This window comes from Butyrivibrio sp. DSM 10294 (genome assembly GCF_028539135.1).
Taxonomy (GTDB): Bacteria; Bacillota; Clostridia; order Lachnospirales; family Lachnospiraceae; genus Butyrivibrio.
This window is the reverse complement of record NZ_JANSWL010000088.1, coordinates 422,610-445,891: the sequence shown is the minus strand read 5'-3', so window position 1 is coordinate 445,891 and position 23,282 is coordinate 422,610. Positions and strand designations below refer to the sequence as shown.

Below are 23,282 nucleotides of genomic sequence, written 5' to 3'. Positions count from 1 at the left end.
GGTAAACGTTTAAAACGTATGGAAGAAAGCCTTAACGGCGGTAAGATAAAAAGCAAAGACCTGCTTGTGGGTACCTTTATCGGTAATGCCAGAGGCTTTGGTTTTGTGCAGGTAGAGGGAAGAGACGAGGATATTTATATTCCCGAGGAATACGTCCATGGCGCTTTTCACTCAGACACCGTAGAGGTAGAGCTTCTTCCTGATAATGGCGGCAAAAGAGCTGAGGGAAGAATCAGAAACATCCTTGTAAGAGGCCTTGAAGAGGTGGTTGGAACCTATCAGGCAGAGAAGAACTTTGGCTTTGTGGTTCCTGACAATAACAGGCTTCAAGACGATATTTTCATACCTATTGAGCATCACGGAGCTGCCGTAACCGGAGATAAGGTTGTGGTTAAGCTTACTTACTACGGAAGTGCATCCGAGAGACGTAAGCCCGAGGGCAAGGTTATACAGGTAATCGGCAATATAAATGACCCCGGTGTAGACATTCTCTCCATCGTTAAGAGCTACGACATTCCGAGCGAGTTTCCTGAGAAGGTTATTAATCAGGCCAACAGATGTCCTGATACCATCAGTGAAGCAGATATGTACGGCAGAACTGACCTTCGAGATGTTCAGATGGTTACCATTGACGGTGAAGATGCCAAGGACCTTGATGATGCTGTCAGTCTCCATATTGATGAAGAGGGCTTTTATCACCTTGGGGTACATATTGCGGATGTTACCAATTATGTGCAGGAGAGCTCTGCTCTGGATAGGGAGGCATTTAAGCGTGGAACCAGTGTATATCTGGTGGACCGTGTTATTCCCATGCTGCCTCACAGACTTTCAAACGGTATCTGTTCCCTTAATCACGGAGAGGACAGACTTGCTCTTAGCTGTCTTATGAAATTTGATAAAAACGGCGGACTTGTGGACCACGATATCGTTGAATCAGTTATTAACGTCAATGAGCGTATGTCCTATACCAGCGTAGCCAAGATCCTTCGTGACAAGGATGAGGCTGAAATTGAGAAGTATAAGGAACTTGTTCCCATGTTTGAGGAAATGGCAGAACTGTCAGCCATACTTAGGGAGAAGCGTGAGAAGAAAGGCGCTATTGACTTCGATTTTGCCGAGACCAAGATAATACTTGATCCGGAAGGTAATCCCATAGACATTGTTCCTCATGAGAGAAATGTAGCAACCAAGCTTATCGAGGACTTTATGCTGGCAGCAAATGAAACTGTGGCAGAGCATTTTTACTATATGCAGAGTCCCTTTGTTTATCGTATTCATGAGCAGCCGGATCCGGAGAAGATAGCTTCACTGGCTGCATTTGTCAATAACTTGGGACATCACATCAGAACAAGAAAAGATGAAGGTGTAAGACCCAAGGAACTTCAGAAGCTCCTTAAGGGTATAGAAGGAACCAAGGAAGAGGCGGTTATCAGCAGAATGACCCTTCGCAGTATGATGCAGGCTAAGTATAGTACGGAGTGCACAGGGCACTTTGGACTTGCTTTTGATTTTTACTGCCACTTTACTTCGCCTATAAGACGTTATCCTGATCTTCAGATTCACAGGATAATCAAGGATCATTTAAGAGGCAGGATGACTGAGGCTAAGGCAAGACATTATGAAGAGATACTTGATGAAGTGGCCAAGCACTCCTCTGAGACTGAGAGAAGAGCTGAGGAAGCTGAGAGAGAGACAGATAAACTCAAGAAGGCTCAGTATATGGAGAACCATGTGGGTGAGCGCTTTGAAGGAGTTGTATCCGGCGTAACTGCTTGGGGATTGTTCGTAGAGCTGGAGAATTCCTGCGAAGGAATGGTTCGAGCTGCGGATATGAATGATGACTTCTATGTCTATGATGAGACTCATATGAAACTTGTAGGTGAGAGTACTCACAAGGAATATACTCTTGGCCAGAAGGTTATGATCAAGGTGACAGGGGCTGACAGACTCACCAAGTCCATCGATTTCAGACTTATTAACGAAGAGGACGAGTTCGATGAGGATGAGTATGATTATGACGGATATGAGGATTATGGCAGAGTTCCTGCAGCAAGGAAGGTTGCCAATGACAGAGCCAATAAGGTAAGGAAGTTAAGAGAAATCGCTGCCGCTGACAAGGCAGGGGAGTCAATGGACGAAGATGAAGAGCTGTTCATGGAAGATGTTTCTGATATGTCAGATAGATCAAAGAAATCCAGGACAAAGTCTTCAGACAAGGCCGCAGGCAGGAAGGCAACCGATAAGAAATCTGATAAAAAGGCAATCGATAAGAAAATAACCGGAAAGAAAACTTCCAAGAAAGAAGCTAAGAAGGAATCCCACGGACGTCTTGTCGAGTATGATGGAGAACTCATCGACCTTAGTCAGTACGAGCCCGATTCCAAGACCGGGAAGTTCCGCAAGAAAAAGAGCTCTTCTTCCGAGGATAAAAAGAGCACCCGCAAGGTCTATAAGGTTCATAAATACAAGAAGTCAGCCACCAGCAAGGCAGCAAGAAGTGCCCAGGGCAAAGGGAAAAGAAAAAAGTAAACCATAAGTTACGTGCTTTTTTCCTCCAAATGTAATATATTAGATTAGTCACAGGAAATTAATGATAGGAATCTATAGAAATGGCAGAAGATAATAAGGCTAGAAAGCTGATAGCAAACAATAAAAAGGCTTACCACGATTATTTTATCGAGGAGAAGTACGAGGCCGGAATAGAGCTCTTTGGAACTGAGGTTAAGTCGATCCGCCAGGGCAAGTGCAGCATCAAGGAGTCCTGGATCAGCATCGACAAGGGAGAGGCTTTTATCATGGGCATGAACATCAGTCCCTATGAGAAGGGCAACATTTTTAACAAGGATCCCTTAAGAGTTAAGAGACTCCTTCTTCACAAGGCTGAGATAAGAAAGCTGGATCAGCAGAAGATGGTTCAGGGCTACACATTGGTTCCCCTTGAAGTATATTTAAAGAACGGCAAAGTCAAGGTTGAGATTGGCGTTGCCAAGGGTAAGAAACTCTATGACAAGCGCGCTGATATGGCTAAGAAGGACCAGCAGAGAGAGGCTCTTCGTGACTACAAGGTGAGTCTTAGATAAAAGTGCAAAAACTAAACTATAAGTATATTGAAATTTGCTCACTTAGGCGATATACTAAGTGAGCATCACAATTAAATAAGGGTTAGTAAAGGTTTCGACAGGGATTTTGAAGCTGGAGAAGCTATCCGCAGGACGGTGCGTCAAACCTCAAATTAAAATTAAACGCTAACGATAATTTAGCACTTGCTGCCTAATGGCAGCTCGTCGACCTGAGTACACCTACATATTCAGCAATCGGCGTCAAAACTTGTAGGAAACGACATAGCTTAAGCTTTGCGGTTATGGTCGTATCATGAAGCTACCGATCTGTCTTGGTTGTCAATTTCCGGGGCAGAGAGGGAACAGGAGTGCAGAACTCCGGAATAATTGACTATGATAGTAGAAGGACAGGGGATGAATTTTTGGACAGGGGTTCGACTCCCCTCTAATCCATTAATGCTTAGCCAACAGATACATATGGCTGAGCATTTTTTTATACTTGCGAATATCAATAATCTGGTTTAAACTTTAAAAATATAGTTTATTAGATTAAAGTGAGAAAGTGAGCGTTTGATAAAATGAGCGTCAGCAAAAAGAGAATTGTTGTCAAAGTGGGAACCTCCACTATCACCAATGAGAGTGGAAATATTGATATAAGAGCGATCGATCATCTCTGCAGAGCAATCTCAGGAGTAGAGAATCTGGGCTATGACCTGGTGCTGGTATCTTCCGGAGCTATTGCGGTGGGAGCTAACAAGATGCGCCTTCCACAGAAACCCAAGGAGATCAAGCTCAAGCAGGCCGCTGCCGCTGTGGGACAGACAGAGCTGATGCACCTGTATGACAAGCTCTTTGGAGAGTACAACAGAATGGTGGGCCAGATCCTTCTCGACAACGAGGATCTATCCAATCCCGAGAGAAGTGAGAACCTTAAGAATACCTTTGATGCTCTTTTGGAGAACCATATTATTCCTATAGTTAATGAGAACGACTCTGTCAGCCACACGGAGATCGAGTCAGAGACCAAGCTCTTTTCCGATAACGATATGCTCTCTGCGCTGGTAGCAGTTTTCTGCAACGCAAGTAAGCTGATCATCTTCTCAGATATAGACGGCCTCTACGACGGTAATCCCAGTAAAGACCCTAAAGCCAAGCTCATCAGCAGGGTAGAGGAGATCACCGATGAACTTCGGGCCGCAGCTTCCGGCTCCGGTTCCAACAGAGGCACCGGCGGCATGATCACCAAGCTACAGGCCGCAGAGCTTGCCACAGATCACGGAATCGATGTGCTTATCACCAATGGCAAGAACCCAGAGAAGCTATACGACATCATAGAGAAGAAAAAAGTGGGTACACTGTTCGTTGCGAAGGAAAATCAGGACCATATTCAGGAGCTGTGAAGTATGTTGATAAGGAGCCAGTACAGGTGCAGTTTTAAGGCTTTGAACAATGATGTCCCTATGGAGGGGATCATTGACCGGTGTAAAGCTGCTTTTACCAAATTGATCGAGAAGGGTATTGTATGCAATGCCTCTTTTTATCGTCATGAAAATATGGGCTTTTTGTATCTAGAAGAGATAGTCCCGGTGGGAGAAAAAAGCTGCCTTGATATAGATAGGATAATGAGCGACTTAAAGCCATATCTTAAGCCCTGGCCCGAAGAAGACGGTGATAGATTTTTTGCACCAATGATAAATGTTTATTACCATCATATTCCTGAAGACGATCTGGATATGTGGGAAAAAGAGAGAACAACAGCACGAAAAGATCGCATAGGAAGGGTTGCCTTTGTTTTTCCGGACAAATTGCCATCATACGTAAGATATCATGATGAAATAGTGCATGAGGGCCTTTTGAAGGGAGATAAGTACGCTTTCATTTCGTTACATGAGAACATACTTTTCTCATATTATGAAGAACCACGAAACAACGTAAATATCAGGAATGCGGATGAAGAATCCATTGTGATAGATAAATGGATCAAAGCTGGTCCGGAGTCTCATTTTGACAGGGTAAAGGCTAAAGGAAGCAATTTTCTGGTTATACCATGCCTCTTTACAATAGACAGGTTAGATCTGCAATGATATAGATATTAACCTGAAATGAAATAATAACCCAAATAGAAAAAGTATAAATGAAATAAGGATGAATGCACAGGAATTGTGTATTCATCCTTAATTTTTTCTTAAAAAAGCCGAAAAACCGCTTAAAATGGGCATTTAGTGCCGATTGGGTGACGGTTTCATTGATAGAATGGGGCTATAGAGGGGGCTGTATGCCCATGTTTTGCTATACATAAATATAATTCAATTCCTTTTATGGATTTTCTGAATAAGGATATTTGAAAGGAGTAACACTTATGAAGGGGTCGAAAAACAAAACAATGAGAGAAAGCAAGACAAGGAGCAGACTGCGCAGACTGGCGCTATTGCTGGCGATGATACTTGCCTTCACCAATGCTGATTTTGCCACAGCTCTGGCGGCGGACTATGATCCGCAGTTTACGGATGAGACTGATGAGTGGGATGGCATCGAAGTCCTGGAAGATGAATCAATGCTCTTCGATGATCCGGTAACCGATGAGGAAGCTGATGAGCTTGAGGACATCTATATTGATGAGGATATGGATGACGCCCCGGGCGATGATAGTCTTGAACTTCAGAGCAGTCCTGATGAGGCGGTCCTTCTTAGTGAGGACTCGGCCTTTAATCAGAGTGTGGAAATTGATGGCATCCTGATTACGGTAACTGCAGATGAAGGAGTTTTCCCTTCTGATGCAGCGCTAAACGTAAAGAGAATCCTCGATGAAAAAGAGCTGCTGAAATTACAGGAGACCGTTGAGGAAGCAGAAGAAAAAGAAGAGGTTTCGGAATCCGATCCTGATGGAACCGGAGAAATTCCGGAACAGATCTGTGAAGAAACACCGGAAGAGGATGTAAAGCCTTCAAATAGAGAAAACGAAGAAGATGAGAGTTCCGCCGAAGATGAGAATGATCCTGCTTTGGCTGAAGCTGAAAGTGAAGATGATGATAATTCAAATAGCGAAGATGCTGAAGCTAAGTCAGAGATACGAAGTGATATGTATGCTTTTGACATCACTGTCGTTGACAGAGATGGAAATGAGCTTCAGCCTGATACTGATAAAGGTTCTGTAAAAGTTGCTTTTTCAAACCCCGATTCTGACTCCCTTGATAATGATGAATACGATATTTACCACATTGACGAGAAGAAAGACAAAGCTGAAAAGCTTGAAACAAGCGTAGAACAGGAGATGATCACCGCTGAAGCGGATACATTCTCGCCTTTCGTTCTGCTGGGTGCATCAAATGTTGTTACACTTCATACCGGCCTTGGAGTTATAGAAGATATCGCCAATTGGCAGGAAGTATCTGCTAAGCCTGAGGAAAACGACCTCTCTTTCAAGTTCGAATCAAAGCGCAGCGTAACAGCTTTCCCTACACCTACATGTGATGAGACCACCCTTCAGTTCGTAGGTTGGTATGATAACAAAGCCTGCACAGGCACTAAGATAACAACTCCTGTAGCCGGTAAGGACTACTATGCCCTGTGGAAAAGGACCAAGTCTTCGGCTACCGGAACTTACATGACCTATGAGTACAAGAACTCAGGCTCTACGGGATCCATTAACTCCTTTGGTATCCTGTCAAGTAAGAGCGGCGGTCGTACAACTACGTCGCAAATTCAGACAACTTATGCTAATTACGGATATAGAGCTTACTATAAGCTTAACACCTCAAATGCCACTGGCGGAGGCACAGGCCTTGCAGTAGTAACTTCGGGAGATCCTTTCAAACAGGTTTCCGGAGACCTTTATGTTGCTACAAGCGCCAGTCTGGAAGACAAATTTGTAAGATACAGCTATTATATCTGGAATAAAGGAAATTCTGATGTAAATAACTTCAATATCGGTCTCGCCGCTGACGTTCAGATAGGTTCCAATGACTATGCACCTCTCACAATATATCCCAGACAAAGTACAACAGATCCCTTTGCTGATAAGTATGTGGTAATGACTGATGGCACAAACGAATTCAGGCTCTATTACGGAGGACCTACGGTTCAGGATGCCCAGACGTTGTGGACAGGTCGTTATTCAAGCCACACCAGCAATGTCTTTACCAATCTACAAAAAGACCAGTCCGGAATCGATTCAACACTTACCGTTTCATGGAAAAACATATCCATACCTGCAGGTGAGACAGTCTGCAAATCCATACTTCTCGGCGCAGGTCAGGCCGGTAAGGTTGTTCTTCGAAAGAGGATCATGATCGATAAGAACGGCAACGGCAACATCGAAGCAAACGAGATTGAATATGTCACTGAAGGTCAGACTGTTCCTGCTCCCGCTGCACCGGACCGCGCAGGTTACGTATTTGTGGAATGGAATACCAGACCGGACGGAAGCGGAACCTCCTATCAGCCGGGCGATGCCCTGCCTACCGACGAGGACATAACCCTTCATCCCATTATGTATCAGGTTCTTAATACGGCGGATGTAACACTTAAGCTTGACGGAAGCCTCTGGCCAGGACAGAGAGTAGAACTGTACCAGGGCTCTGCTCTTAAATATACCCTTGATGATCTTGGAGGAGCGTATTCTAACAGTGCTGTAATTAACGGAACCTATGATGTATACGTTAACAGATTAAACACCGGAAAGACTCTTACGTTTGATGCGACCACCGATTCTCAGAGAAAAGCGGTTGCCGTAAGCTACAATACTGTTACTGCAAAGCTGAAACTTAATGATGAATATACGGATAGTATCGGTACTATAACCCTTCGACAGAGCGGTGTTACAAAATATACCATGTTCTGGGATTCAGAAAAAGATGCATTTATTCAGTATATCCAGTCTGACAATTTTGCAAATGAAGGAAGCTACGATATCTTCATTGAAGGCGAGAGTATCGGAGCTGACTATAAGCTGAATGATTATTATGAAGAAAGAACATACCACAATATCAACATAAGCATTACGGATGATGCACCGTGGACGGATGCTGTAGTGACCTTAAGATCTGTAACGGACGGAACCATTGTACATACGCCTGAATACAGAGCAGCTCTTACAAGTAGAAATACGACACATTATATCCGTTTGCTTGAAGAAAATGAAACAGAATACGACGTTTATATAAATGGACGCGATATGCACACAAAGGTGGCGGCAGTTACTGAAAAGAGAGATGCTGCATTCACCTTCTATTCAGCGAGAATAGAGCTTGACGGAATTACTCCCACCGACAGAATTTCCATGACAAACGGTGTGGAATACTATGAGTTTACCGGGCCTTACGGAAGTAGTCCTGCTGCCTATGCGCTAAACCATGTCTTGGTAAATGATTTTGACAATGAAGGTAACCCAGGTGGTGACGAGAAGATTTACTATGTGACAATACCTGGAATAACGGTTGTAGAAACTCTGACAATCGATTCCGATCATAAGCTGTTGGAGAGGGGATACAACAAGGTATCATTCCATAACTATATCAAGAATAAAACCAGCGGCAACTATGATTGGGAGGTAGTAAGGGAAATTGTTGTCAAATATGGTGAAACTGTTCCTGTATACAAGGGGAATGTACTATATTCAGGAATGAGTTTTGCATGGTGGAGTACAGAAAAGATAATTCCCGGGGCAGGAATTGGTGCTGAATATGATTATAGCACTCCTGTCATAGCGAATGTGAATCTCTATGCCCAGTATTCCTATCCGACGATAGCAATCAATGATGTGGTAAGGACAAATTCTGATGGTTCAGTAAATGGCAACAGCGGTATCTATTACAAGATGTCCAACCTCACCATAAGTGGGTTCGATCCCGGCGTAGAATCTATAAAATACCTGTTTATAAACGGAACGAATATTGAAGAAATAAATATACTTCCGGGTTCATCACTTAGTCCCGTCGCAAAAGATGGTGCCATGTCTAAAAAACTTGAGTTTGCAACTCCAATCTCGATGGCAGAGGCTCAGGATTTTTTGAGAAATTATGTGCTTATAAAGCCAAAGACTAATGTAGAACATACACTTACGGTAAAGGCTTTAGATAGGGACGGTACATATACAGAAGGCACAACGAAGTCTACTTCTGTAGCAGAAGGAGTATATGTATTAAGCGGTTCTTCATTGAGAACTGGCACATATGTTGTGAACGATGCAGTTGGATTTACTAGGACTGGATCAACAGGAAATGCAGGATTATCTGTTAGTGGCGATGTTTATATCTATATACCTACAAATAAGACATTGACAGTCACAGGTGGTGCAGGTTCGGGTCAAACAGGAGGTGGACCGGGAATCTATCTTCCCAGTGGGTCAAATCTTTATCTGCTAGGTAATGGAACTGCCACTATTAAAGGTGGAAGAGGTGGAAATGGGGGAAAAGGAAATAATGGAGCCAGTGCTACTTATAGTTCAAGTAGTGACAATGTTTCCTTAAAAGCTGGAGGTTCAGGTGGATATGGAGGCGGAGGTTCAGGTGCAGGAATTGGTTCTGGAGGCGCTTCAGGTGGAGCAGGAGGAAGTGGTGGTTCTGCATGGAGTATTGATAAAGATGATTGTGGGAACGGAAACGGGGGATCCGTTGGATCTGCAGGAAATGATACATCCTTATCCATGGGAAATGTTTATATATCAACGTCCCTGACCAAATCTATTCAAGCCGGAGATGCCGGTAGTGGAGGTGGCAGTGGTTCTGCTGGAACAATGAGTCAATTTGGTAAGCAAGGAGATGATTCGAGAGGTGCCTCCGGAAGCGCCGGCGGAGGCGGCGGTGGTGGTGGCCGCAAAGGAAATGCTATCGGAGCCGGCGGAGCCGGTGGCGGAGGCGGCGGTGGCGGTGCCTCCGCCGGATATATATGGAGTAAATATGGTATCGGAGCCGGCGGAGGCGGAGGTGGCTATGGCGGAAATGGCGGCTACGGAGGATACGGATCAACAAGTGAGTATATTGATTATCACAACAACGATGGTAAAGGCGAAGTTTCCGGTAATGGAGGAAATGGTGGAAGCCCTGGTAACGGAGGAACCGGTGCTAATGGATGGGTAAGAGAAAATAATGACAGTCATAAAGGAAAGGCAGGAAACGGAGGTAATGGAGGTTCTAGTGGTACTACCGGCGGAAGTAAGAATGAACAAACTTATACCGGATCAGTCAATTATTCAATCACATATAATGTAGGCTCCGGTAATCATATAACTGAAGGTTCTTATACCCTTGGAACACCTAAGACATTCAATTTACCAGAATATTCAAATAATGACAGAAAGGTAAACTTTAAAGGCTGGCAGCTGACACGTTTTGGTGTTTATGATTCAGTTAAATCAATAGATTTAGTTAAAGGTACAGATAAACTTTATCCCGTTGGACAGTCCTTCACAATTCCAGAAGGAATGGCAGGTGATTTGGTATTTACTGCAATTACCGATACCATGGCAGGAATCATGGATGATGATACTGTATCTATGACTATTCATGAGCCAATGGCTTATGACACCTATACTGTCACAGTAGAGGTAGATGGTCAGCGCCAAAGTGTCGGAACTATAAAGATTGGCAATAATATTGTAGCTCCCGGTGCAGATAAGACTTATGTTTATACCAAAGTAAGAAAAGCCAGCGACAGTGTATCCGGAGCTCTCCCTATTACAGTCAATGGACAGGTAATACCGGGAGTGACGGTTTCAGCAAACAACTCTGCAGTTGTGAAATATGAGACCATCAAAGTCCGTGTAAGCGGCAAGCATCCTTCTGCTGTAACTCTTATAGGTGACGATGCTCCAATTCTTATGGAAGAGGGCGTTGAAACAGCCAATTCAGTGGATTGGTATACTTTTTCTGCAATAAGACTTAAGGATGAATCTCTCACTACAAGTTATCCTATTTACGTAGACGGTAAAGATGCGGAGGCGACAGTTGCCTATGGCGAAATCTGTGACATTAAGTACGGAACAATAACCGTTAATGTTACCCCGGCAGGACTTACAGCCGATGAGCTTGAGACTGTGGAGCTTCGCTCTACCGATGGACTGGAAACAATCTTCTTAACGAGAAAACCCGGAGATGGCAGCCCTGTTGTCTTCGATAATACCTTATTGCCTACAGGCAGAACTTACAATGTTTTTATTAACGGAGAGAAGCTTGATGATTCCTATAACATCAGCTTTACTGATGATGCACCAAATCCGACCAAAAACATTACCTTTAGCCGCTATACAACAACAGTTCATACCAGTTTAAACGGAGAACCGGCGGATCTTGGTGATCTTTATTTTGGAAATACCAGGATGAACAAAAACAGTACCGGTGTCTACAGCATTGTGACTTATAATTCTTCTTCAGCTGCTCTTAAGCTGGATAGCACGGTACTGGAAACTTCGGTAGCAGCCGGAAGTGATAATTCTTTTTACTACTATAAACTATCTTATGTATATTCAAATGGCACGACTATGCCTTCATCACCTGAGGAAGGCCTGCTTCCTACGGATTCTACTATATACAGAAGCGGAAGCACAGTAACTTTAAAATCGGGTGAGAATCTTTCAAACGGTGGTAAGACCTTTGCGGGATGGAGTATAAATGGCAGCGGTGCAAGGGCTCCCGGTTCAACCTTTACCATAAATAATACAGATCAGACCACCATCAAGGCGGTCTGGGTTCCTACGCCTTTTAACACAGGCGATTTCAATGTTGAATTGTCGCAGACAGACTTTACCTATAATGGCTATAGTCAGACTCCTACAGTACGCGTACTTCGCGGAACGACAGAGCTTGTTCAGGGAGTTGACTATGAACTTAGCTTCTCAAATGATCTGGGAGATAACGATTCTTCCAATGATAGTAGCAGTACAAGGAATGCAGGAAAAATTAAGATTACCGTTACCGGTAAGGGCGACTATTCAGGAACACTCACACAGATGACGGTAGAGGATTATCCTGATGAGATGCCTTCTGAAGGAGAGAGCACAACCGGAACAAAGCTTACAGATATTGCTTTTACAATTCATAAGAGAAATATTACTGTAACCGGACTTAGAGCCAGAGATCGTATATATGATGGAACCATCATCGTTCAGCTTATTAAGGAAGATGTAGTTCTTGAAGGTCTGGTAGTAGGTGATGATGTTAATCTTACAGCATCAGATACTGCTGAAATGTATTCACCTACAGCAAGGGCGCACAAGGCTGTAAATATGCATACAATTGACCTTGTGGGGAGCGATGCAGCTAACTACATCCTGGATGATCTGGATCCGATCTATGTTAATATAGGCAGAAAACCTCTGACTGCTGATATGTTCTCGCTTGCAGCCTCTGTTCAATATGACGGAACAGAACAGACACCGGCAATTACTGCAACTGATACTGATTCAATAAATGGCGTATCTGTTAATCTCATTTCTGAAAATGATTATTCAGTAACTTATACTGATAATAAAAATGTGGGCATAGCTACAGTTACTATTACTGCGGAAGTTCCTGAAACAGAGCTTGATCAGGACGGCAACGAAGTAATAGCAAGAGATCACGAGGGCAACATTGTTTATCGCGATGATGTGAACTACAGCGGAACAATAACCAAGACCTTTGAAATAACCAAAGCTCCTGTAACCATCAAGGCAAAAGATGCCACAAGCGCGTACGGAGCAGATATTGCAGAACTGTCTTATGAAGTAACAAACGGAAGCATACACAATGATGACCTGGCATCCCTTGATATCCGCGTATCTACAGAGGTTCAAAAGGGATATTCGGTAGGAACCTATACCGATAAGATCAGGATAAGCTATACACCAAGCGATAACTATAATATAACAACACAGCCGGGTACCTACACCGTAACAAAGGCCCCTGTTGGCAACAATATGATCTGGGCCACGGCTTATGGCTATTCAGGAATATATGACGGAGCAGCACACGGTATTACCGTTACACCGGGATCTGTGCTGGAGAACGAAGAGTTAACTATTACATATTCGGATGCAGAAAACGGCGCATATTCCGCTGATAAACCTGTCTATGCAAATGCAGGCACTTATACTACCTACTATAAGGTTACTTCAGCCAATGTGGATGGCGCCGTTACAGGATCAGCTACAGTTACTATTTCCAAGAAACCGGTGACTTTAACCGCTAAACAAAAGACTATCAAATACGGAGATGCACCGGAGAATGATGGATATACGACAGATGGATTTGTAGATGGTCACGCAGATAGTCCCACAGTGACTTATACATACACATATGATCAATATGGCAATGTGGGCTGTTACTCGATAATACCTACAGCAATAGACACCGCTAACTATACATATACCTGTCTGCCGGGAACATTGAAGGTTGACCCTAAGCCTGTAACCCTTACCTGGTCGGCGAATGCTGTGACGATTAAATCCGGCGAGACGGCAGGTATTACAGCTACGGTTGTGGAGACTGTTAATGATGATGTTATCTCTGTTGGATCATATTCAGGTAACACAGCAACCGAGGCAGGCGAATATACAGCAACTGCAAATGGTCTTGCGGGTGAAAAAGCAGCAAACTATGTGCTTTTGGACGATGAGAGTACCAGAACCCATAGTTTTACAGTTTCTGTAGTAGGTGAAGCATCCGGAGATGGAGATAAGACTCCCCTTTATGTTCAGTGGTCGGATGGTTCTCTTATCTATAATGGATCGCAGCAGGGAGTAACAGCTACTTTCTATAAACTTGGTGAAAATAGCGTCCATGTAGCAGTAACAGGATTAACACCTGTATATGCATTAACTCAGGAATTCACCAATACTGCAACTAATGTCGGAAGATATACTGCTAAAGTTACCGGATTCTTTGGTACCGACTCCGATCAATATAAGCTTGCTTCCGAGAATTCAGACGCAGTTCTTGACTGGTCGATTGCAAAAGCAACAAATACAGTCAGTGCGCCTACTCTTACATCATCAACCTGGTATTATGGGGATGTAGCGCCTTCGCCGGTGGCAACATCTACCTTCGGCGAGGTTTACTTTGAATATGCTTCTGCCAATAATCTAACCGATAACATATTCAAGAGATGGTCAGAGGAAGTTCCAAGTGCTGCAGGCACCTACAAGGTAAGAGCAAAGGTGGATGGAACATCTGATTATGACGGAACTGTATCGGAGATGATCAGCTTTACAATCAGCCCTGCTGTTGTAAAGGTAACAGCTGTTGATAAATCCAGCATTTATGGCGCAGAGCTTGTACCACTCACTTATACATACATGGTAGCTCATGGTGCAGTGTCCGAGACGGAGAAGACTGGTCTTGGCATCACCGCTTCGACTGATGCTACATCATCAAGTAATGTTGGCAAATATACGATAATACCTTCTATAACAACAACTAACCCAAATATTTCTGCTGAGACTGTTAATGGCGCTTATAGCATAACAAGAAGCAATGGAATGAGTGCATCCGTTGACGCAGCGGGTAGTAGCCACGTATATGACAGAAATGGACATGGCCTAGGTGCAGTTACTGTCACAGGCATAAATGACCAGTCAGACAGTAGTATATCAGGCCTTACAATCTATTACAGTACAGAAGAGCTTAATGCCGGTAATTACGGAACGGGAACAGCTACAAGTCCGACCTTTACAGATGTCGGAACTTATAAGGTTCACTACTATATCATTGCCGATAATTACAGTCCTTTATCAGGATCTTCCAACGTGACTATTACTAAGCGCTCAAGAGAAGTACAGCTTGAAAATAAGCATGTTACTTTCGGTAGCTCCGAGTGGAAGGAATATACATTTGTTGATGGACAGATCGTTACAAGATATTATGCAGTTGGCGGGCCTTATAACAAAGTAGTTACAAAGGCTACTTATTCTGACTCTAATGAGAATGTGACATATCTGCCTTCAGACCTCTATGTAGATGCCTGCAATCTCACGGGTGAAGATTCTTTTGACAGCATATTTACACTGTCCCAGACATCTTACACATATGATGGTACACCGAGGACACCCGCTGTAATAGCAAATTGGAAACCTTTTGGTGAAGCAAGCAGTATTATTACCGAAGATGATTATGAAGTAACATATTCCAACAATATTGAAAAGGGAACTGCCACTGTAATCATAACCGGTAAGCGGAATCTGACAGGAACCTTTACCAAGACCTTCACCATTGGTCAAAAATCGGTACAGATCAATGCGATTGCAGCTGAGAGTATATATGGAAATGCTATTTCAGAACTTAGCTATGTTGCGACTCCTGAACTTACGGAGGATGATCTGACTGCCCTTAGACCAAAGGCTGCAACCACAGCCAAGAAAGGCTATAGTGTCGGAACTTATCCTATTACAGTCAGCTTCAGAGAAAATGAGAACTACAATATCACTGTAATAGATGCTGTTTATACTGTAAGAGCAGCTGACCTTACTATGGTTACAGAGAACTATGAGGGAATTTACGATGGAAGGGCGCATGCAGCATCTGTATCGGCCAAGACTGTAAGGCTTTCGGACTCTGCAACAATTTATTACAGTAATGCGGTTATAGACGGCTCTACCGTTCTTACTGAAGATATGAGGAACTTCCCTGAGATTCGCGATGCCGGAACACACATTGTTTACTATTCCGCTGTATGTGAAAACTATAATTCTGCATATGGCTTAGTTAAGGTGAAGCTCAATAAGGCAACCGCAACGGTTACGGTACCTGATGCCACTCTGACATATGGTGAAGATCCGGCTGATGTTATGAACAGCATGGTATCTGAACATCCTGCTTCAAGCCTTAATGTGTCAGGACTTAAGACCGGAGACAGCGCAGATACTATATTCGGAAGCAGCATGATAAGTTACAGTACTGATTATGTAAGATATGGTGATGTGAGCTCCGAAGATAATGTCTATAGCATAATAGGTCAGGGACTTAGCTCGTCCAATTACGATGTGGAATATATTTCCGGCAGACTTACTGTTAATCCCAAGGAAATCACTACAGTAACATGGCCTGAGACTACATCATTAAGTTATACGGGAAAAGAGCAGGGTATTAAAGCAACACTGAACGGAATTGAGACCTGTGACAGAAATTATGTCTCAGCTACATATGAGACCGGGCTTATAGAATCCTTGTTCTACAAAACCAGCGCTGTAGATGTTGGTGATTATACTGCCAAGATTACGGGAATAACTGGAGAAAAGGCGTCCAATTATACGCTGGACCTTGACAATGATGCCAGGACAAAATCCTGGTCAATAGTCAAGGCTACTGATAATGCCTGGATTGTAACTGCGGAACTTCTCTATGCAACAGGCAATGGTTTCCCGGATGAGGCTGATTCACTCAACTATATTGGTATTGCCAAGTATGGTGAAGTAGCGGTTAAAACAGCAATAAGTTATGACTCTGTCAATAATAAATATACTATGCAGGTATATGTTCCCGGAACGGATAATTATGACGGACTGGATCCTGTAACAATAGAATATACCCGAAGCACAACCACAACAAACACAGACATAAGCGGTATGCCGGCAGTGTATTATGGTGATCCAATGCCGGAGGGATTTAATGATACCAACTATACGACAAATTACAAACAGGGGTCTCCTGCGGGAACATATACTATTACCCATAAACCTTCAGGTGATACAAATTACAGGCCTGCTACATTTACGGTTTATCCAAGATCTGTTTCACTGTCCTGGAGCATGAACATATTTACCTACGACGGAACCTCCAAGGTGGTTACTGCCGTAATTAGTAATGTCTTTGGCGAAGACGATGTAGAAGTTTCAAGCTATACCGATAACGTTAATACAGCAGCCGGCAACTATACAGCTGTTGCAACAGCCCTTAAAGGCGTTGACAGAAACAATTACACCTTGGAAAACGGTACATATATCAGCCATGTATGGAATATAAATGCTGATGATAACAACAGCTTTACCAGGCAGGTTTCTCTTAACGGCTGGACCTATGGCGATGATGCCAACATCCCTGTTGCTGAAGCCAAATATGGTACAGAGGGTATAACTTATACCTATTATCTTGATAATAACGGTGAGATTTCCTCGGATAAGACAAGTAGTGGAAACAGCGGCGCTTTATCAGAGGGTGGGGTACCTGTCAAGGCAGGAACCTACTGGGTAGTGGCAACTGTCGCAGGAACTTCTGACTACAGTACTGTCACAAGTAGTGTACAGTTCACCATTGCTAAGAGACAGATTGTTCTTACTGCTAAGGATCAGACCGGAGCCTATGGCGCTGAGATCGTCGATCTGACCGGAACAGATTCCTATGTCATGACAGGAAGTCTTGTGCCCGGTGACAATCTGGGAGTAAGTGTTACTACAACCGCAACCAACCGCTCTGCTGCAGGAATATATCCTATAAGGATCGCTACAGGCGGCATCGGAGCGATAGGAGCAGAGAATTATGAGGTGACCTCCTATAACGGCATCTATACCATCACGAATACAGGTGAGACATTGCCATATTCGGCTGCTGACTACAATGGAATTTACGATGGCCTGCCTCATGGAATCACAGTTACACCGGCTCCGGAAGCAGTAAATAGCGAAGTATATTATGGCAACAGCGAACTCACCGCCACCAATTATGGCAGTGGCTACAGTGTATCTCCTGTTCTGACTAATGTTGGCACAGCAACGGTTTATTACTACATCACCGCAGACAATTATCCTTCAGTAGCAGGATCTAAGACCATTACAATAACACAGAAGGAAGTTACAGTGACTGCTATGCCTAAGACCATTACTTATGGTGAAGCTCCTGAAACAGGCGCAGACGATGTTCGTTACAGCGGCTTCGAAGGAAGTGATACAGCAGTTAGTGAGAGCCTGAGTCCTACATATTCTTACAGCTATAATCAGTATGGTGCAGCAACAGATGCCGGCCATAGTTATACGATCACTCCATCTGTTACAGCTACACAGAACTATACCTTCACTCCTGTAGACGGAGTACTTACAGTAGAGCCCAAGGAGGTTACTCTCAGGTGGAATAAGGACAGCTTCACCTATGATTCAACAGAAAAGAGTGTAACAGCTAAGGTAACCAACTTAGAGAGCACTGATAACGTGGTTGTTGCTACATATGAGAACAACACCAAAGTTGATGTTGACTCTTATAGAGCTAGGGCTCTGACACTTTCAGGCGATAAGGCCGGAAGCTACATGATCAACGGAAACGCTGACACTACAGTTCATGACTGGACTATTAACACCGGTGTCAACAGCTTTAAGTCAGAGCCCACTGTTCCCAGCTGGTACTATGGCGATGAACCTCATACACCGATATCACAGCCTGATTTTGGAACACCTGAATACTTTTTCAGTGAAAGCGCAAATGGACCGTTTACAAAGACTCCGCCTACAAATGCAGGAAAATACTATGTTAAGGCAATAGTTGAGGGAACAGATAACTATCCTGAACTTGCCAGCAAGCCTGTTCCGTTTACCATTTATCCGATGGAAATAACAGTAACTGCTGACGACCAGTTCAGTACTAAGGGAACGTCTCTTAACAGGCTCACTTATTCACTGAGCAGGCAGCCTATTGCAGGAGACAGATTCAACGTAAGCATAAATGCAAAGAATGGTGAAAATGCCCTTACAGGAAATGACAATGTAGGCAGCTATCCGATCAATGTTTCGGTAGACACTACCTCCAACTACAAAGCAATTACCAAGAACGGAACATATCACCTTCTTACCGCAGATCTTGGATTCAACGTCAAGGTAGAAGGCGGCGGATCCTATGAATATGACGGCAAACATCATGGTATAGAGGTTAAGATAACTGATGTTCAGGAAGGAATTACACCAACTGTATACTATACCACCATACCTCTTAATAATCCTTCAGTCTCGGACGTACAGAGCAGCGGATATGAGACAAGTCCTGAGAGAAGAGATGTAGGATCAACAACTATCTATTACTACATAATCAAGGGCGATGAGGTTGTTGCTGCAGGCTCCTCCACGGTTACTATTGTAAAGAGGACAATAACGGTAACCGCTAAAGATGCAGATATTTACTACAATGAGGATCCCACAAATAACGGAGTAACCTATGCAGGATTTGAGAATGGTGAAACAGATGTAAATATAGGAGGTAAGCTGTCCTATACATATTCGTACAAGAAAGGAGATCCTGCCGGAAGTTATACAATTACGCCTAAGGGACTGAGTTCAGTAAACTACAATATTCACTATCAATCGGGAACCCTTACAGTATGGCCAACAAGGCGCACTACAACAATTGAAGTTACAGGAAATGTTGTTTCGACTGAGTATACAGGAGAGCCCATCAAGGGATTTTCAACTGCCAGCGCAGCAGGTGGTGAGATTACAGAATCTGAATTAATTGTGACTTACCAAAAGAGCGACGGCACAGTTTTACAAGCTGCGCCTACAGAGCCCGGAAGTTATAAAGTAATCCTAACCATTCCTAATACAAACAGGAATTATGTTGCTCAGCCAAAAGAGATTAGTTTTAGTATAAGCTTTGCAACACTTGATGTTTATGCAAGAGATTTGGTTGTAAAGGTCGGTGATTCACTGTCTGACTTAAAAGATGAATATGTAAGAACAGAAGTGGTTTATGACGGATTTAAGGGCAGTGATACAAGGTCTGGTATATTTGGGGAGAGGTTGCCAACTGTTGCTTATACTACAGGCACATCGACAGCAGGTACTTATAATGACGCGATTATCCTTTCAGGACTTCCATCCGATAAATATAGTATTCGCTATCACCCGGGACAATTGAAAGTTGTCTCAAAAACTAAAGATACCATGGCCAGTGATATTACGGTTAAAACAACTCAGGTGACGAATTTAAGTTCAACGCAGGTAACTCTAAACGGCTTTGTATCACCTTGGCCTATTGTCGATACTGCCACAACCGGTTTTTCTTATAAGAAACTTACTGATAAATCTGAAACCAGGGTGTCTGCTGTGAATAATGGCGATGGTACGATAAGCTACAACCTTACTGTATCTCCGGATACGGATTATAAGTTCTATGCATTTGCAACAGCGAAAAATAAAAGTGAACAAAGCGGCAAAGAAATGTACTTCCATGTACCTTCGACGACCACAACACCTTCCGTCCCAGGCACAGGAACCATTGAGGTAAATATTACTACCGACTCGGATGAATCGACTGTTGTTCTGGTTACCATTGAAAAGGGCAGTAATGCGATTGCATCCAAGACGGGAACAACAATAGTTGGACAACCGGCTAATATTGAGCCTTTTAGTGACCTGGAGGATGGTTGGTATAACGTAGTCGTTCGTACTCTTGACGGAGAATTCACAGAGACAAGAATGATTGCTGTGTCGGTTAACGAAACAGCCAGCATAGATTTCCATATTCCTCAGACCAAGGGGTCAATGGCAAGTATAGTAAATGTCATGGGGAACGATACACCTCCTGTGGCAGTAGATGGCCTTGCCGATATTATCACCCCTGAACAAAAGTTGGAAGTTGCCCTTGGTAAAAAGGATGTAGAGATTAAGCTGGATGTAGAAAAGAAAGCGGAAGAGGATGTTACAGGTTCAGATGCAAATGATATCAAGGCTCTGGCGACAGATGACAAGGTAATAGATACATTCCTTGATATTTCTCTGTTTAGAACAATCAGCAGAATTGAGCCTAATGGAACAGTTGAACCGGGAGAACCTAAAAAAATTGGAAATGAAAACACTACAGTTCTTGAAATTGCTGTTCCGTTTGATACGCAGAAAGCAGGGATAGTTGTATATCGTAAGCATGGAGCATCCCCTGAAGCTTTTGTTAAATGCGATTCCAAGCCCTTGAAAGCTGATTTTGAAGATGGCCGTTACTATGTTGATACTCTCCTTAAGTATATATTTATATATGCCAGCAAGTATTCAACCTATGCTATCGGCTATGACAAGACCGAAGGCGGTGGTGACTCCGGCGGAGGCGGTGGCGGCGGTGGCGGAGGCGGTGAAGCGCCTAAGCCCATCGTACCTCCTGTAATAAATCAGCCTGAACATGGCAAGATTACCATAGCTCCGACTGCACCTGCTGCCAACGAGACAGTAATAATAACCGTTGAAGCTGATGAAGGCTATGAGGTTGAGAATATAACAGTAACCGATACGGACGGCAACCCTATAACAGTTATCAAGAATGAAGACGGAACCTATAGCTTTACACATCCTTCCGGAGGTGGTGTCATCATAAGCGCCAATGTTATTCTAAAGGATGCGATCAAGGTGATCTTTGATCTAAATGGCAAAGAAGGTATTGCACCTGCCACCCAGGCTATAGTAAAGGGCCAGAAGGCTACCAGACCTTCACCTGATCCTACTTCTAAGGGATATAAGTTTATCGACTGGTACTTGGAACCTCAGTGTCTGAACCTCTACGACTTTGATACAGCTGTAGAAGAGGACATCACCCTTTATGCAGGCTGGGAGAAGAACGAAGATGAAGAAAACGAAGACTTCGGTATCTACTTCGCAGAACTCTTCGACAATCCTTACGACGGTGTTCACTACAACGAAGAACTAGGCAGATACGAGATAGTTTATACTTCTCAGCCCATCAAGCCGCTTATCAGAGCAACCAGCAAGGCTGATGGCGTCCTCAGAGAAGGCATAGATTATACCGTAAGCTACAGTAACAACAGGAACATCAGTAAGAAGAAGCCTGCCACTATCCGAGTCACCGGTAAGGGATATTATAAGTCAAAGAAAGTGCTTGAACTTCATATCCTTCCTGCTGATCTTGGAGAAGCTAAGGAGAGAGGACTTTTGGTACACCCTGATGAGATGAACGTTAAGTCAGGCAAGAAGCTTGTTCCGACAATCGTTTATAGCGGATATAAGCTTAAGAGCAAGGATTACACCCTTAGCAACAAGCTTGCCATAAGGGAAGACACATCCATAACCATTACCGGAAGAGGCAACTTTACCGGCAGCATCAGTGATATACCTGTCAAAGTTGTTACTATGCAGACAGTGAAGGAAGCCAACATTAAGGTTAAGCTTAATGCCAAGGCCCATGTATTTAATGGCAAACCTCAGGAACTTAAGATAACAAGTGCTGAGGAACCTGGCGAGCTGACCGTTACCGCAGGTTCTTCCAAGGAGATACTTGAGCAGGGTAAGGACTTCATTGTAAGCTACAGCAAGAACATCGATGCAGGTAAAGCCAAGGTTATGGTAACCGGTATCGGCAACTATAAAGGCAGTGTGGTTAAAACATTCACAATCAAACCTGACAGGGAATCCGAAGCTGTTGCCGGACTTTCCAATCCTGACGCGGTTGTATACTACAATGTAAGAGGCGCTGTTCCGGCTATCAGCGTCAAGGTAAACAGAACAGATGCATCTGACTCCACAGAGACCTATGAACTGGTAGAAGGAAAAGATTATAAGCTGAAATATTCTAACAACAAGAAGGTAGGAAACGGAAGATGCAGAATTACCTTTATTAACAACTATAAGGGACATGCGGGACTTACCGTTACCTATGAGATTTCTCGGGCATCGATAGAAGGGGCCAGGGTTGAAGCCAAAGACCTTATTTACAAGAAGCCCGGCAAGTACAGATCTGCTCCTTATGTATCAATTGACGGAGTGCAGCTTAAGAAATCGGATTACACCTTCAGGTATTACGTTGGTGACAGGGAACTTGGCTCTAATGAAAAGCTTACCCTTGGAACTGAAGAAAACGATAAGGTCGTAACGATCGTAGTTACCGGAAGAGGCAACTATTCAGACACGAAGGCATCCGGTACTTACACGGTAATAAGGAAGAAGACGGAAGTAATCGACTTTAGCAAGGCTAAGATAGTAGCTAAGGAAAAGAACAAGAAGGGTAAGAATGTAAAGGTTGGTAAAAAGGAGTACACCGGCTATGCAATCGAGCCTGAGATCCGCGTAATGGTCAAGATAAATAAGAAATGGACAGATGTGGATCCTTCACTCTACACTGTAAGCTACATCAACAACATCAATAAGGGTAACGCCACGATCATGGTAACCGGAAATGGAACAGAGACCATCGGAAGTAAGACTGTAAGGTTCAGGATTACCACAATGAGGATGAATCTGTTCAAGGTAATCTTTGGCTAAGTGATAACGCGTTGTCGAAAATGAATACATGAATTATTGTAACACCGATGATTTATAGTATAATTATTCTATAAATC

Annotated in this window: 4 protein-coding genes, 1 other RNA gene and 1 pseudogene; all 6 read left to right on the top strand. The window is 43.5% G+C overall.

Annotated elements, in window-relative coordinates; translation table 11 throughout:
• Window positions 1-15: 15 nt before the first annotated feature.
• Window positions 16-1,992: pseudogene (rnr, locus tag NXH67_RS17950) on the top strand (ribonuclease R); the annotation flags it as partial.
• A gap of 617 nt (window positions 1,993-2,609) precedes the next feature.
• Window positions 2,610-3,080, top strand: a complete 471-nt coding sequence (gene smpB, locus NXH67_RS17945) for an SsrA-binding protein SmpB (protein WP_022778942.1) — start codon at window positions 2,610-2,612, stop codon at window positions 3,078-3,080.
• Window positions 3,081-3,159: 79 nt separating this feature from the next.
• Window positions 3,160-3,515: a transfer-messenger RNA gene (ssrA, locus tag NXH67_RS17940) on the top strand.
• A gap of 122 nt (window positions 3,516-3,637) precedes the next feature.
• Window positions 3,638-4,459 carry a glutamate 5-kinase gene (proB, locus tag NXH67_RS17935; RefSeq protein ID WP_272798248.1) on the top strand — a complete coding sequence of 274 codons (822 nt, stop codon included), beginning with the start codon at window positions 3,638-3,640 and terminating at the stop codon, window positions 4,457-4,459.
• 3 nt (window positions 4,460-4,462) lie between these two features.
• Window positions 4,463-5,143, top strand: coding sequence for a hypothetical protein (locus NXH67_RS17930; protein WP_272798247.1), 681 nt, complete (start codon window positions 4,463-4,465; stop codon window positions 5,141-5,143).
• Window positions 5,144-5,442: 299 nt separating this feature from the next.
• Window positions 5,443-23,205: an MBG domain-containing protein gene (locus NXH67_RS17925; protein WP_272798246.1), complete on the top strand. Its 17,763-nt coding sequence runs from the start codon at window positions 5,443-5,445 to the stop codon at window positions 23,203-23,205.
• Window positions 23,206-23,282: the final 77 nt, after the last annotated feature.